Source organism: Fulvivirga sp. (assembly GCF_040220315.1).
In the GTDB taxonomy this organism is placed as follows: Bacteria; Bacteroidota; Bacteroidia; order Cytophagales; family Cyclobacteriaceae; genus Fulvivirga.
The window spans coordinates 23,972-39,663 of the sequence record NZ_JAVJUY010000265.1 but is presented as its reverse complement, the minus strand read 5'-3'; the positions used below and the strand labels follow the sequence as shown (position 1 = coordinate 39,663).

Annotated in this window: 15 protein-coding genes; 9 read left to right on the top strand and 6 right to left on the bottom strand. The window is 37.1% G+C overall.

From position 1 onward, the window contains the following. Positions 1–1,460 (top strand): sensor histidine kinase (locus RLO81_RS12985; protein WP_350112229.1); only part of this gene is annotated, 1,460 nt, incomplete at its 5' end. Here RLO81_RS12985 and RLO81_RS12980 read toward each other — a convergent pair. The 4 genes from RLO81_RS12980 to RLO81_RS12965 form a co-directional block, all read right to left on the bottom strand. Continuing rightward, positions 1,455–2,369 carry an aldo/keto reductase gene (locus RLO81_RS12980; RefSeq protein ID WP_350112226.1) on the bottom strand — a complete coding sequence of 305 codons (915 nt, stop codon included), beginning with the start codon at positions 2,367–2,369 and terminating at the stop codon, positions 1,455–1,457. The genes RLO81_RS12985 and RLO81_RS12980 overlap by 6 nt on opposite strands. Before the next feature lie 4 nt (positions 2,370–2,373). Then, positions 2,374–3,435 carry a hypothetical protein gene (locus RLO81_RS12975; protein WP_350112223.1) on the bottom strand — a complete coding sequence of 354 codons (1,062 nt, stop codon included), beginning with the start codon at positions 3,433–3,435 and terminating at the stop codon, positions 2,374–2,376. 116 nt (positions 3,436–3,551) lie between these two features. Continuing rightward, on the bottom strand, positions 3,552–4,562 hold the full coding sequence (locus RLO81_RS12970) for a helix-turn-helix domain-containing protein (protein ID WP_350112220.1): 1,011 nt from the start codon (positions 4,560–4,562) through the stop codon (positions 3,552–3,554). A 32-nt stretch (positions 4,563–4,594) separates the two neighbouring features. Further along, entirely contained in the window at positions 4,595–7,015 is a 2,421-nt protein-coding gene (locus RLO81_RS12965) for an ABC transporter permease (RefSeq protein ID WP_350112217.1), read from the bottom strand. A 141-nt stretch (positions 7,016–7,156) separates the two neighbouring features. Here RLO81_RS12965 and RLO81_RS12960 point away from each other — a divergent pair, with 141 nt between their 5' ends. Both RLO81_RS12960 and RLO81_RS12955 read left to right on the top strand, forming a co-directional pair. Beyond that, positions 7,157–7,606, top strand: a complete 450-nt coding sequence (locus RLO81_RS12960) for a hypothetical protein (protein ID WP_350112214.1) — start codon at positions 7,157–7,159, stop codon at positions 7,604–7,606. 79 nt (positions 7,607–7,685) lie between these two features. Then, a complete protein-coding gene (locus RLO81_RS12955; protein WP_350112211.1) occupies positions 7,686–8,282 on the top strand; it encodes a hypothetical protein in 597 nt (198 codons plus the stop codon). Here the strand turns inward: RLO81_RS12955 and RLO81_RS12950 are convergent. Beyond that, entirely contained in the window at positions 8,279–9,046 is a 768-nt protein-coding gene (locus RLO81_RS12950) for a LytR/AlgR family response regulator transcription factor (protein ID WP_350112208.1), read from the bottom strand. The two genes, RLO81_RS12955 and RLO81_RS12950, sit on opposite strands and share 4 nt — an antisense overlap. After that, positions 9,043–10,089 (bottom strand): sensor histidine kinase, encoded by a 1,047-nt coding sequence (locus tag RLO81_RS12945; RefSeq protein ID WP_350112205.1) that lies wholly within the window; start codon positions 10,087–10,089, stop codon positions 9,043–9,045. The genes RLO81_RS12950 and RLO81_RS12945 overlap by 4 nt, the downstream gene beginning before the upstream one ends. A 252-nt stretch (positions 10,090–10,341) precedes the next feature. On the opposite strand from RLO81_RS12945, the gene RLO81_RS12940 reads away from it, so the two are divergent. The 6 genes from RLO81_RS12940 to RLO81_RS12915 all read left to right on the top strand — a co-directional run bounded on the left by RLO81_RS12940 (position 10,342) and on the right by RLO81_RS12915 (position 15,683). Further along, on the top strand, positions 10,342–12,762 hold the full coding sequence (locus RLO81_RS12940) for a TonB-dependent receptor (protein ID WP_350112203.1): 2,421 nt from the start codon (positions 10,342–10,344) through the stop codon (positions 12,760–12,762). Between the two features lie 237 nt (positions 12,763–12,999). Beyond that, positions 13,000–13,416 (top strand): ABA4-like family protein, encoded by a 417-nt coding sequence (locus RLO81_RS12935; RefSeq protein WP_350112200.1) that lies wholly within the window; start codon positions 13,000–13,002, stop codon positions 13,414–13,416. Further along, complete coding sequence (locus RLO81_RS12930; RefSeq protein ID WP_350112197.1) at positions 13,400–14,185, top strand: hypothetical protein; 786 nt, start codon at positions 13,400–13,402, stop codon at positions 14,183–14,185. Before RLO81_RS12935 ends, RLO81_RS12930 begins: the two co-directional genes overlap by 17 nt. 106 nt (positions 14,186–14,291) lie before the next feature. Further along, positions 14,292–14,771: an RNA polymerase sigma factor gene (locus RLO81_RS12925; protein WP_350112194.1), complete on the top strand. Its 480-nt coding sequence runs from the start codon at positions 14,292–14,294 to the stop codon at positions 14,769–14,771. Then, on the top strand, positions 14,764–15,384 hold the full coding sequence (locus tag RLO81_RS12920; protein ID WP_350112191.1) for a hypothetical protein: 621 nt from the start codon (positions 14,764–14,766) through the stop codon (positions 15,382–15,384). Before RLO81_RS12925 ends, RLO81_RS12920 begins: the two co-directional genes overlap by 8 nt. Next, positions 15,381–15,683, top strand: a complete 303-nt coding sequence (locus RLO81_RS12915) for a hypothetical protein (protein ID WP_350112188.1) — start codon at positions 15,381–15,383, stop codon at positions 15,681–15,683. The genes RLO81_RS12920 and RLO81_RS12915 overlap by 4 nt, the downstream gene beginning before the upstream one ends. The last annotated feature ends 9 nt before the right edge of the window (positions 15,684–15,692 follow it).

Below are 15,692 nucleotides of genomic sequence, written 5' to 3'. Positions count from 1 at the left end.
CTAAATTATACCTTATTGGGGTAGGTTTTATATTCATTGATGTCGTTGTTTTTAGGGCTGTTTTAAATTATGAAAATAGATATAATGAAATCTTTATGGTAGGATATTCCACCATTATAGTAGTACTCCTGGATAACCCTGGAAAACTTATTCTATTTCTTCTTACTGCGCTAAGTACGCTTGTTATGATAACAATCCGCCAAACCCAGGCAGGTTTAGAAATTACCAATGATACAATAATGGCCTACCTGAACACTTCAATTGCTTTTTTTTGTGTTTATTATTTTACTGCCGTTTATAGAAATGCTTTATTAGCCAATGTGGATAAACTCAAAGAGTACAGTCGCACACTTGAAGAACAGGAGAAAGAAATCATTCAACAAAGGGATGAGATATTTAGAAACAGGCAACTTTTAAGAGCCACCATTGATAGTTTACCTTTATTCATTGGATTAATTGATATGAATGGTAAATATCTGATTGCCAATTCATTATATGAAAAAACATTTAATAAGCCGGTTCGGGAAATTGAAACGTTACACTACACTAGTGTACTTCCGCCCAACATACGAAAAATTCATGAGCCATTAATTAAAGAAGGGTTGAAGGGAAATTCACCAAAATTTAATGAACAAGTTAAAATGCCGGATGGGCGAAATATACATACATTGGGTAGGTACATTCCCATCTATGACTCGAACAAAGTACAATTCGCCTTAGCGGTGTATGTTATAAATATTACAGATTTAAAAACTACTGAGAAAAAGTTAATTGAGCTTAACAAAACAAAAAACAGGTTACTCAGCATTATAAGCCATGATATTAAAGGCCCTCTGAACTCGTTAAAAGGGATGATGAGTATCCGAGATACCATGTCTGAAAAAGAGTTTGAAGAGTTTAATAACAAACTAAGTATTCAGCTAGGTAAAGTAACTTTTAATATTGATAATTTATTGAACTGGGCCAAAACACAAATGGAGGGTTTTAAGAGCAAGCCTGAAAAAGTGAATATCGAGACGATTTTGGAACAGAACATTGATTTATACAAGGAGGATCTGGAAGCAAAAAATATAGCGCTTACCAGCAGCCATGTTGTTACTTCAGAAGCGTGGGTAGATCAGGAAAGCTTAAAACTTGTAGTAAGAAACCTGCTAAGCAATGCCATCAAGTTTACTCCTGAAAAAGGCACCATTGAGGTTATTTCATCAGAAGGACCGGACGAAATTATTATTGATATTATTGATAGTGGCGTAGGTATTTCTGAAGCTCGTATTAAAGAGTTACAAGCAGGTGCTAAATCAATAAAATCTGAATCAGGTACTTTAGGTGAGTCCGGCACCGGACTAGGCCTTTCGTTAAGTATAGATTTAATTAAACTGAATAAGGGTAAGCTAATGCTCACCAATAATAAAACCACTGGTACAACTGCAAGAATTATTCTACCAAAGAACAAATCATAGCGATTTAACAAGCTCAACCATTTTACCCTTCATTTTTGGCGATGGCAACGTTCCAATACCCGCTTTTAAGTTATCAACCATGTGGTGTGGTTTTGATGTACCCGGAATAACACAAGTAACTGCTTCATTCGATAGAAGATACTTCAAGAAGAATTGACCCCAGCTAGCACAATCGAACTCTTTCGCCCATTCAGGGAGTTGCTTTCCCTTTACTTTTTTGAAGAGGTAGCCTCCGCCATAAGGCCGATTAATTAAAACAGCTATTCCCAGATCTTTAGCTAAAGGTAAAATGGTGTTTTCTGCTTCCCTGGAATCTATTGAATAGTTTAACTGAATAAAATCTATGGGTTCAGATTTCATAATCGATTCCATACGACCAAATGCACCTGAAACATAATGAGTTATACCGATATGCCGTATCCGCCCTTGTTCTTTCCAATCCTTTAGGGTTTTAATATGCGTTTGCCAATCCAACAAATTATGAATTTGCATTAAATCCATGCGCGCTTTTTTCATCAGCTGTATCGATTGATTCATCTGATTAATTCCAGCCTGCTTGCCTGATGTCCAAACCTTGGTTGCCATAAACAGGTCATTGACAATTCCCAGTTTTGAACTTAAATCCCCTACCACTTCTTCCGACCGTCCATACATAGGTGATGAATCCACCACAGAACCACCATAGCTTCTCAGTTCACGCAGCACATTCGATAGTGCTTCCCGTTCAGATGAATTGCTGCCAATATCAAAAGTTTGCCAAGTGCCCAAACCAACGACTGGCAGCATTTCATTGGTATTGCCAATTACTCTTGTTCTAATTTTTGTTGCATCTAAACCCATCGAATTAAAGCCTAAACTTAAACCTGCACCTGCTGCTGATAATAACTTAACTGCATTCCTACGATCCATAACACTATTTTAAAATTACACTTACTTTTTTACTTGTATAATACCACACTGCCACCAATGGCATAATGGCGAGTGACTTATAGGCAATGCCTGCTCCTAAACTATTGAGGCCGGCAAAAAACAACGCTCCTATTAAATCGCCACTTCGATATATGACTGCATCTAAAAAGCCCTTGTACTTATTCATTCCTGGTTTAATACTGTAATAAAGCTCTCTGCTTGGTTTGGTAATGGTAAAATTTCCGGTGCGAAACACTATTACTGCCATAAGAATAGGAATTAGGGAAGGTGATAAAAACATCACTAAGAATAACACTGCCGTTAGCACCGGAATGGTGGATACATACCTTTCAACTTTGATGCTTTTGGTCGTCAAAATATGATGAACCAACAGGGTGAGAAGGCTAATGAGCAAATCGCGCAATGCAAAAATAATTTGTGGTTCTATTGCACTTTCATATCTGGCAATAACATCCAATTGTTGGTAATAGAGATAGGTTGCTACCAAGGAATACAAGAGCAAAAATGATCCATACCTCGTTTTATCTAATTTGTTAGACTTGTTTAAAGTTTCCTTTGATACACAATTTTTTGTGTATGACATTGCAATGCTAAAGGCAGCCATACCCATTACAACTAATGAATTCAACACCATTGGCACATACTCACTCGAGTTGGAAGCGACCATAACAATCACTAATAGTGATCCTACAATTGCACCTAAAGAACCATGAGCGATAATAAATGCAAAATGACCTTTGTTTGTTTGCACACCTTCTGATAGCGCTCTCCAAAATTGTGTGAGCAGCACTAAGCTTAAAGAGCTCACCAACACATAAATGAAAGCTGCTGCTAATTGATCTTCTAAAAGATTAGATACTGGAAATACTAACAAGAATAACCCGGCTAGTAGATAAAAACCTACCCAACCCTCCATCAGATAGAGTAAAAAGGAAAATAGTAGAAGCAAGCCAAAAGAGAAAAACATGAGCATTGGTAATATTTCCAGCCCAGCCGTAAGTGCACTATCGTCTTTTACCGGCCTAACCATTTGTAGTACCATCATAAGCAAGGTAAATGAACAAGTACTCCAGAATACGAACCCTCGATTTTGCATCTAACAAACCTGCTAAAACCACCTTGGTTTAATGTAAGTTTTAGTTAATGCACATGTGGTTTTAATTAATTTGTATGCTTTTCGCGATACTTAGAAGGAGTGGTTTTGGTGAATTTTTTAAACGCCTGATTGAATGATGAAAGCGAGTTGAACCCACAATCAAACGCCACGCTGGATACCGTGAAATTTGGGCTTTCCTTCAGTATTTCTTTTGCTTTTTCCACTCTGTAGCTATTCGTAAAGTCAACAAAGCTCATTTTTAATTTGCTGCCAAAAAGTAACGAAAGAAGGTGTTTAGGAATATTCAATTCTTCAGAGAGTTTAGATAGCGAATACTCATTATCGAGGTATGGCGACTTTGCTTTATAGTATACCAAAATCTTCGATTTGTAATTTTCGGCCTGCTCATCATCGAGATTGATGTTTTTATACTTAGCATCTGTATTGAATATACTATTGCGCTTTTTGATAAGGTGAAAACTCAGAAAATAGACAACAGCCGAATAAACAATTGGTGCATAGTAATACGGGTTTAATCGTAATTCATAATTTGAGAAATAAATGAACACAAAAACCAGCACACCTAACGTAAGAATGAGACCCCACGTAAATTGAAGTTTGCTAAAGCTGTTACGCAGATTTAACAAAATGATTAAAGTAATAGCAAGGTAAATAATCGACTGAAATAATAAGGCCGTATAACCACCCTGATACCAAAAACCTTCAATTGAAAGCCATGGTGCTGCCAGTAAAATGACCCCCCCGGGAATAAAATGAATCCAGTTTAATGGCTTCCAGGCAATGGTATTCTTCATTGAGAGGATATAAAACAACAACAGTGGCCCGACAAAATAATGTGCAGCAAAGCCTACATTTAAAAACCATAGAGGCACTGCTTCAGTAAAAATATATAGCGTTGACTTTATCACCCTTAAGCCGAGCATAAGAAAGAGGGCGCCAAGAATTTTGGATGAGATGCTTTTTTTATCAAAGAAGATCAGGAAATCGATACCCAAAAAAATACTTTGGATACCGCCTACACTGCATACTATGAGAATGACATCTCTAATCGTCATAAAACGAAAATAGAGAATTCTAGCTTAAATTATCACTCATTGCGCAACACTGTTACCGGATTAAGCATGGCAGCCCTGGTTACATGGTAAATGGTGGATGCCGCTGCAAATACTACTGTCACCGAGAGTGTGAAGAGAAAAATGGATTCGTTTAAATCAATATGAAAGGCAAAACCATTTAACCATTCATTCCCATAAAATATTATGATTCGTACAGCAACAAGATTTCCTATTATCACCAACAGCAAAATATCTTTAAATATTAAGGCCGTTATCGATGTTGTGTTTGATCCTAATACTTTGCGTATTCCTATTTCTTTAAGTCGCTTTTCAACCATAAAAAAGGAAAGGGATACCAATCCTAGAAATGAAATAAATAAGGTTAGCACTGTAAAGGCTCTAAATACCTGAAAGAATGTGCCTTCTGATTCATGCCTTCTGTTGAGCTGATCGTCTAACCAATAATAGGAAAATGGCAGCTCAGGAAATGACTCTTTAAATATATTTTCTATTGAAGATAAATTCATTTGGTAATTATCCGACTCCATTTTTACTAGTAAATCAGATAGCTCTGTCGATATATTAAAATAAGCTGTGGGCTTAAAGTCTTCTTTTAAAGATTCCTGAAAATAATTACTAACCACACCAACTATTTCAAATGTTCCCATGCCATTAAAATTAACTAGGGAACCTATAGCTTCATCTGGTTTTCGAAACCCATATAAGTCCAATCCTTCTTCATTGATAATAACTCTTGAAGAGTCTGCCTCGCTTAGAAAGTACCGACCAGCCAGCAAATCAGCCTTTAACATTGGAAAATAATCCTTGCCCACTACCATCTTAAAGCATACAGCATTATTTGATTGTTCTACATCCTGACCTACTCTTGAAGTACCTCCCCTCCAACCTACTTGAGTACCCGGAACGTCCGATGATAGCGCAACATTTGTTGCTAATCCTTTAGATACTAATTGGTTTTTTACTTGAGTTAGTTTGCGTTTATGATCTTCAGCGTCTCTTAATATATCCGGTGATTCTATTACTAATGTTTGGGACGTATCTATTCCTAATTCCTGGCTATTCATAAATGAAAATTGTCCATAAACGATCAACGTCCAGGAAATTAACCCTGCGCTTGCAGCAAACTGACCTGCCACCAAAAACTTCCGCAATTGTCCTGTGGTGCTATTACCTGCATTTTGTTTTAAACTCTCCATAGTTCCGAAGCGGGATATAACTACTGCAGGATATAAGCCTGTTACTAACGTACAGAAAACCCATGATGCAGATACAAAACCAATAAATTCTGAAGAAATCATATCCCAAAAGTGGAGGTTTGAGTTGGCTAGATGATTAAAAGCAGGAACAGCCAACCAAATTAACAGGATGCTTATGCAAATTGCCAACAAGTTAACGAGTGCAGATTCGAGAAAAAACTGTGTCTTAAGCTGTGTTTTACTTGATCCAAGTGTTTTTCTAATTCCTACCTCTTTAATTCTTTCTGTGGCCTGAGAAATGTATAAATTGATATAATTTACCCATGCTGTTATCAAAATGATGATGGCTACAATGATTAAAAATACTATTGTTTCATAATCTCCATTTGCTGACAACTCCTGATTTATGTTCGAATGTAAATGAATGTCTGACAATGGCTGAAGTTCAAAACTCACCATTTTACTACCTCTTCGTTCGCCTCCATGTTTATCAATAAAGGCAGGAAAGCGGGATGCAAGTGATTCTAAATCAGTTGAAGGTGCAACCTTAATGTACGTGACATAATCAAACCAATTCCAGGCATACGCATTTTCCTGACCGGTTAAATAGGAAAGTGAGGCATATGAAATCAATACATCCGCTGTCAGGTGCGAATCTGCCCGCTTCTTAAAAATGCCTGTAATTGTGTACTCCAAAATACCATCAATTGAATTGATGGTTAAGGTTTTATCCATTGGGTCTTCATTGGGAAAATAAACCTGGGCTAGTTCATCCGAAATTACAGCACTATGCACGTCCACCAGAGCTGTTTTGGGGTTACCCTTAATCATCTTAAATGAAAATAATTGTAGGTGCGAACTGTCTACATAATGAATATTTTTATATGTCTGGATAATTGATCCATATTTAATAAATCCACCATTACCCCAACCCATCGGTATAATTCGACAAAAACCAGTTACTTCTGGCATATCCTCTGTAAGGCCGGGGCCAACTGCTGAATACGTTGCTGCAGTGTGATACGGTTCTTTGCCTTCAGGAGTAAAGAGCATAGAAACCCGATAAATGTTTGGGTAATCCGTATGAAATTTATCAAAACTCAATTCCCTATGTGCATGAGTCATGATTATTAAAAATGAGGCAAGTCCCACTGAAAGACCTAAAACATTAATGAGTGTTAGCTTCCAATGTCGCTTGAAATTTCTAAATGAAGTAATCAGATAATTTCGAATCATGGCGTTGAAAGTGCTATTTTGTTTCAAGTATTGATGTGTAATTAATTAATTCGCAACGCTGATAAATTAAATTGCAATGTGGTTGGCGCTCAGACTGAATATTATTTAAATTCAATTACCATTAACCAAATCAATACAGCAATGAAGAAGTTATTTATTTTGGCACTTTTATGTACACTAGCCTTTGCAGAAGATTCATACTCCCAATCTGAATTTAAGGTGATTACTGTGGTCGAATCTATCGTTCCTGGAGGACTGGGAAGATCAAGACTAATAGAAAATACTAGTGAAGTAGATATTGACGAGTTTACAACGGAGAGGACAGACGGAAAAAAAAGTGATCAGGGGAGCATCAAAAGAAAGGACGCCAAGGTGGATGAGTTTGAAGAGTCAAAACTTCTTAACTTTTACTCACTAACAGGTATCAATTTTCAAAATATTGCTTCAAATGATGCCCTCATTACCTCAAAAATAAATCAAATGTTATCTGACGGCTGGGATTTAGTATTTGTAACAAGTGCTGCTGAAAGTGATGCCGGCAAAGACGATGGTGATGGAATTTACATTACACGATTATTTTTTAAGCGTTAAGTTAATACCCATTGCGAGCACTCATATTTCATAATTAGTAAGCCTTGTTTAACTTTAATCATATTAAACCTACCAAACCATGAACTATCTAAAATTCATTTTGTGCTTTTCTTCAATGATTATGGTTTTATCCAGCTGTGAAGCACAGATTCCAATTAAAGAGCAACAAATCGCATCTGCTGTTATGGCTGCGCCAGAAGAAAAAAGAGCCGATGCCACCGTTATGGGATTCAATGACAAAAATGAACTGGTCATTATCAAATTAGGAACTAATGAGCTTATCTGCATTGCAGATGATCCACAAAAAGAAGGTTACAACTCTTCTTGTTATCACAAAGATTTGGAGCCGTTTATGGCCAGAGGCCGTGAATTAAAAGCTGAAGGAAAGAGCAGGGAAGAAATCTTTGATATAAGGGCCAAAGAGGCTGAATCTGGCAAATTGAAGCTCCCAGAAAATCCGGCAACGTTACATGTGCTTTCAGGTGCTAATGGTAAATATGATGCTGAAAAAGGAGAAGTTGTTGGTGCCAACTTAAGGTATGTGGTTTACATACCCTATGCCACACCTGAGTCTACCGGATTACCTATTCGCCCGCTGGTACCTGGTGGTCCATGGATTATGGATCCAGGCACAAACAGAGCGCATATAATGATTACACCACCCGCAGATAATTAAGATCCGAGCCAGTTTTTGAAATCTGAAGCTTTTTCTGCGCTTATAGTTACCGGCTCTTCTGTCTTATGGGCTAACTCCACAAGTAATTTACCCTTGTGATATTTATGTGTGGCCTGTATAGCAGAAAAGCCTACTAAATACTGGCGGTTGGCACGATAGAATTTTTCAGGATCAAGCTGGTTCATCAGCTCATCCAGATTATAATCCATCAAGTATTTCTTATCTTCCTGAGTAACCAAGTAAACCACTCCGTTTTTAGTGAAGAAATAGGCGATGTCATTGGTTTCTACGGACAAGAGCTTCTCCCCTTGCTTTAACAAAAACCTCGACTTAAACTTCCTGTCATCCATGCGGATTTTACCTATAAGCTCATTCAAATCAACAGATGAATTGGAGCTGCCAAAAGAGATTTTAAGATCGTTATACTTTTGCAGGCTCAGGGCCAGATCTTCTTTTTTTATAGGCTTAAGCAAATAATCTATGCTGCTCACTTTAAATGCCTTGAGCATATACTCATCAAACGCTGTAGTAAATATGACCGGTTTGGTAATCTTTATTTTTTCAAAGATCTCAAAGCTTATCCCATCACTCAATTGGATGTCCATAAAGATAAGATCAGGCTCGTTATGATTTCTCAGCCACATCACAGATTCTTCTACACTGTCAATAACCTCTACAATTTCTATGGCCGGATTAATCTCTTCCAACACTTTCTGAAGCCTTCTGAAGGCAGGAGCTTCGTCTTCTATGATGAGTATTTTCATGCAGAGACAAGGCTTTTTTCACTAACAACATTGAGCAAAGGAACCGCTACCATATAATTTCCATGGGTAACAATCACATCAATATTATAATCACCAAAATAGGCATAGCGCTTTCTTATATTTTGCAATCCTGTTTTTGTTGATTTCTCAATAGATTTTTTCTCTTGAAGGTTATTCTTCACAATGAGTGACTTGCCATTTTCAGTATATATTTCGATATGTAATGGATGCGCTTTTGAGATAATATTATGCTTTATGGAATTCTCTACTAACATCTGTAGCGTTAAAGGCGCAATACTTTTTTCTAAATAATTGTCAGCTACTCTAATATCTACAGATAAATTCTCAGGGTATCTCATTTGTAACAGAAAAATATATGCCCTTACAAACGCCAATTCGTCTTCTAACGGTACTAACTCTTTTTCTTTATTTTGTAATATGTAACGATACACTTCAGATAATTTCTCAGTGAAATTAACGGCCAGGTTTTGATCTTCTGCGATAAGCGTAGTGAGTGTATTAAGGCTGTTAAATAAAAAGTGCGGACTCATCTGATTTTGCAATACCTCGAACTGTGTTCTAATCTGCTGATTTTTAAGCTCTTCATTTAACCGGATTGAATTTTTCCACTGCTCAAAGAAGTATACGTTTTCATATACCGATCCTACAACTGAAGCGGTAATAACATTAATAACCGCATTTCCGGCTAAATATGAGAAAGAGAAAATATCCTGATCTTGATTAAAGTTAAAGATTGAACATAAAATAGGATCTGCCACGGTCATAAAAGAAACCAAAGAAACAAATGTGATCAATAATCTTTTTGGGGTTTGCCTAATCTGTGGGAACTTCCGTCTGAAGTACATAAACATGGCAAATGCGGCATTCCAATAGGTAGCTGTAAATATGAAAGAGGTAAAGTATTTCTCTAATGCTGTTTGTCCTTCGTCAATACCATGAATTAACATCATAATATAAGACAATATTAAGATGCCTATCCAACGAACGTAAACTTCCTTAAAAGTAATTCCTCCTATTTTCATCAGCTTCAAATTTGTACAAAATACGATTTTCTAATAATAAGATGGAATATAATCTCAACTCAAACCGGATAATTCACATTTGAAACCTAATTTATTTCATTTGAAGCAATACTTACTTCCTAATAGAAGCCATTCAGCGTAAATCATAAATAATCCTGTCTCATTTTACTTATTTATGGCTTCACCTAAAAACTCATTTCTTAAAATTGATCAGCCTTATACTTTGGTCTCAGATTCAAACAAAAAAAGAAAATGAAAAATCTCAGACCTTTATTTTTAGTATGTTTTGGCTTTCTATCCTTTAATCTACAAGCTCAAACGCAAGTAGTAAAAGGCACAATCATAGACCAACAGGCAGAGTACCCAATTATTGGGGCATCAATTGTAGTGGCTAATAGTGAACCTCTTATCGGAACTGTAACTGATTTGGAGGGTAATTTCCGTTTAGAAAAAGTACCCGAAGGCAGGCAAACGCTTATAGTCCAATATGTAGGATACAAAAGTATCACACTACCAAACGTTCTTGTCACCTCCGGTAAAGAAGTAGTGCTAAACGTAAAATTGGAAGAGTCGGTTGAAAAGCTTGATGAAATTGTAATTACAGCTGACGCCAATAAAGATCTTCCTCTGAATGAGTTGGCAAAGGTTAGTGCCAGAACCTTTAACCTGGAAGAAACCCTTCGTTTTTCTGGCGGACGAAACGATGTGGCGAGATTAGCAACTTCCTTTGCCGGAGTAAGCGCACCCGATGATTCCAGGAACGATATCGTGGTGCGGGGCAATTCACCCACAGGCCTATTATGGCGAATAGAGGGTATACCTATGCCAAATACCAACCATTTTGCAGCTTTTGGAACTACGGGCGGCCCTGTAAATGCATTAAATCCTAATTTATTGGCTACTTCAGATTTTCTCACAGGTGCTTTTCCTGCAGAATATGGTAATGCCACTTCCGCTGTTTTTGATGTTGGTTTTAGAGATGGTAACAAAGATAAATTTGAGTTTACTGGTCAGTTAGCTGCATTTAGTGGCTTAGAGTTTATGGCAGAAGGGCCCGTATTTAAAGAAACAGGAGGTTCATTTATTGCTTCTTACCGGTATGGTATTGCCAGCCTCGCTGCTACCGGCACAAGTGCCACCCCATTTTTTCAGGACTTCTCCTTTAAATTAAACAGTGGTAATACTAAAACTGGTAAATGGGAGTTATTTGGCCTTGGCGGCATAAGCAGCATCGATTTTCTTGGTGATGAAATTGAAGAGGATGATCTATTTGCCAACCCCAATGAAGATGCTTTTGTTGAAAACGGACTTGGGTTGGTCGGTTTAAGTAACACCATAAAACTTAATAAAACCACCTTCTTAAAAACCACTGTGGGCCTTAATTATAACTCATCAGATTTTGATCAGGACAATCTATTCAGAAGCGAACCAGATGGTCCCGTTACAGGAAAATACCGTGCTACAGAATCCGAACAACAGGAAAACAGATTGACTATATCCTCTACCCTGAACAAAAAGTTTAATGCCAGGTGGAGCTTAACCACGGGCTTTTTGAACGAAACGTATGATTTAAGCATCGACACAAAAGATGCTGATAATAGAAACCTGGCAGATGAGGGCCTTGACAATAACAATGATGGTATACCGGATCAACTGCCTCAGGTTTTATTTGTTGATGACCAGTATAACCTAACGCAGGTTTTCGCACAGGCAGAGAATAACATCACTGATGATTTAAGCCTAACTTTTGGCATACATGGCCAATACCTGGATTTTACAGAAGATTTTATTGCAGAACCAAGAATTGGACTTAGCTGGCAAGCAAGGCCTAACCAGCGTTGGAGTGTAGGCTACGGACTGCATTCGCAAGTAGTACCTGGGCCGGTGTTATTCTATACAGAATTTGATCCCAATAGTAACTCATTCGAAAGAACAAATGATGAGCTGGATTTTATCAAAAGCCACCATTTTGTGTTGGCCTATGATCGAAACCTAGGCACCGACTGGAGGCTGAAAGCCGAAGCCTATTACCAAAGCTTGTTCGATGTGCCAGTGGAGTCAACACCTTCTAGCTACTCTGTTATCAATGAAGGCTCAGACTTTGAGTTCAGGGAAAAAGGCAATTTGGTAAATGACGGCACCGGTTTTAATACGGGTGTAGAATTAACGTTAGAAAAATTCTTCAGCAAAGGCTACTACCTTTTATCTACAGCTTCCGTATTTAACTCCAGATATGAAGGCAGTGATGGCATAGAAAGAAATACTGCTTACAATGGAAATTATGTTTACAATTTACTACTAGGAAAAGAATGGAAATTTGGCCCTGGGGGTAAAAATGCGTGGACTTTCGATACAAAATTCACCACCGCGGGTGGCAGACCTTATACACAAATAAACCTTCAGGAAACTATCAATAATGGTGGGCGAGAAGTGTTTGACGAAAATAGGGCCTATGAAGAATCACTAGCTGATTACGTACGATGGGATGTGAAGTTTGGCGTTCGATTAAACAGCAAAAACAAAAATATAACGCATCAATTTTTCGTAGATCTTCAGAACGTGCTAGGAATTGAAAATGAGTTTACCAGAAGGTACAACGAAGTAACTGGCAGAGTGGACGTGGTAGAGCAAAATGGTTTCTTCCCAGATGTGATGTATAGAATTCAATTTTAAAACCAACTAAATCATGCAAGTAGAAATATTTTCAACAAACATTAATTCCCCCACACAGGCCAATATTATTATTGGCCTCATCCACTTGTGCTTTCCTAACTTAAGCGCACATGTCGATTTATTCGATTCGGATCACATTTTGCGAATTGAAAAAAATTACGGTCGATTAAAACCTTATGAAATTAGCCGATATATTCAGACCTTGGGTTTTAAAGCTCAATTAATTAAATAAAGACCATGGATAGTTCTACTGTATTCAATATCGTCAACGCATGGGTGCTGCCCTTCTGGATACTTCTCATATTTTTCCCTAAATGGAAACTAACAAATAAGATAGTTCAGGTTGGAGCTGCGCTGCTGGCAATTATTTACAGTTTTTATTTAATAACAGGACCAGCCATTGACTTTACCTCCTTCGGCAGTCTGGCAGGTGTTAAAGAGCTTTTCACTTTAGAAAATGCAGTACTCATTGGCTGGGTACATTACCTGGCTTTTGATCTGTTAGTTGGTAATTGGATCGTAAATGAAGCTAAAGAGATAGGAATCAATCATTGGTTTATCATCCCTTGTCTACTCTTTTGTTTTATGTTAGGGCCAGTGGGTTTTTTGTTGTTTCAGCTATTAAAGTTCGCAAAAGTTGGAAGGGTTAATTAATTACCTGCCTGGAGAAGTAAACACCCTGCTGAGTCAGTTTGGTTTATTATTCCTTGTTTTGGCCGCGCTTTGTTTGGTTTTGATGCAGTTAGACACACGAATGCTCATGGGTGTGAATGTATGGCTCAAACCATTAAAGTTTGCCATATCCATCGGTATATTTTTAATTACCTCAGCCTACCTGATAGAACTACTCCCTTACACAATCGGTAAGAAAAATTCATTGGCATGGGTACTAATCATCACCATGCTCATTGAAATAGTATGCATAATTATTCAGGCAGCACGCGGCCAGCAATCTCATTTTAATATTACTGACCCAATCGGAAGTATCTTTTTTCCTCTAATGGGCATAGCCATAGCCATCACTTATATTGTTTATGCCTACCTGCTTTTAGAATTCATCCGACATCCAATGGCATTACCTCAGCCTCTTTTATGGGCCATTTGGCTGGGGTTAATCATTTTTCTGTTTGGCGGAATTTCGGGGTTTATGATGGTTGGCAATCTGAAGCATAGTATAGGTATAGCTGATGGTGGGTTTGGATTACCTTTTACAAACTGGAGTACGGTAGGTGCTGATTTACGGGTATCTCATTTTATCAGCCTTCATGCCATACAGGTTATACCGCTTCTAGCTATATTTCTTATGAAAATAAAAGCACCATTCCCTACAGCTACTGTAATAATTACCGGCATTATCTATTTGGCTTTTGCAGTGTTCACGCTCATTCAAGCATTGCATGGCAAATCTTTTATTAAAATTTAATTATCTGATAATCAATTCATTAAAACTTAAACTTAAACAATTTAACCCCTTCTGTAATTTTCAATATACGTTTTATACTTACTCCATAAGTTGATCATTTCAATCAGTGAACGAAGAACTATTTTTATCTAAAGTAAAAGAGCACGAAGGTATCATTAACAAGATCCTTTATCTCTATGTGGACACACAGGAAGATAAAAAGGATATGTATCAGGAGATTGTACTTCAGGCGTGGAAATCGATGAGCCGGTTTAGAGGTGATTCTAAGTTTTCTACTTGGTTATATCGTGTGGGTCTTAACACGGTAATGACCTTTAATAGAAAGGAATCACGAATTCAGCAACAGCCACTTGAAACCTCTTTTGATTTAGAGCAACCTTCAACCGAAGTGTCGGACAGATCGTTAAAACTAATGCAGGCCATTAAGCTGCTTAATGATATCGACAAATCGATAATTACACTTCATTTAGAAGACTATTCGCATGATGAAATTGCTGAAATGATCGGGATTACAAAAAACAATGTGACAGTGAAAATACATCGCATTAAAGATGAGTTGAAACGAAAATTACAAGCTAATGGATGAGTTAAAAAAAGCTTGGAACGAACTTAAAGGCAATAATCCATCGGAAAATATTCGCTTGGATATTAATGAACTACAAGAAAGTATCCGATCTAAAAGTGTAGGAGTAATTGAAACCTTACATAAAAAATTAAGGCTTAAAACTTGGTTTGTATGGGGTGGCATTGTGTTTTTTCTAGGCATCATCTATTTAGACACCAATCCAATTACGGATATATTACTCTACATAATCACAGTAGTCTATTTTATTAGCGGAATTATATTAACTAAAGAAAGAAAAATCATTAAGGATGAAATTGACTTAAGTAAAAATTTAAAAACCACGCTTGAGACATTTCAATTTAAGGTGAAGCGAATACTCAGATATGAAGAACTTATAGGGCTCATTCTTTACCCAATCTCAGCAAGTGCCGGATTTATAGTGGGGCTTAATATCGAACATGATAATTCAGATTTTTTTGACACAACCAAAGGCTGGTTGATTTGGGCAGTAGTTATAGGTGTGTTAACACCATTATGCCATTGGTTTGCGAAATGGATGAACAAAAAAGCCTTTGGTAAGTACCTGAAACAACTAGAAGAAGATATCAACGAACTGAATAAGCAAGAAGGATGATTTCTGTTAAAAATTCAATTGATCAAATTCTATTTACTGTAGAGAACAACCAAATAATCAATCATCAAAAACAGGTGTTTGCTACTCTAAAAGGTAATGAAATTATTAATAGTTCTGGTCAAACCATAATGAAAATTGATGGGAAACAAGGTATTTCCATGACTGATGATATGCCTGTAATAAGTCATTTAGATAATAAAATCCGAAATATGAATAGCCAGGTTATTGGTAAACTCGAAGGTACTGGCAGCGAGGAAGAATTCACATTAGGTGCTTGCTCAATAATTTTATATGCCTAATAATCAGTT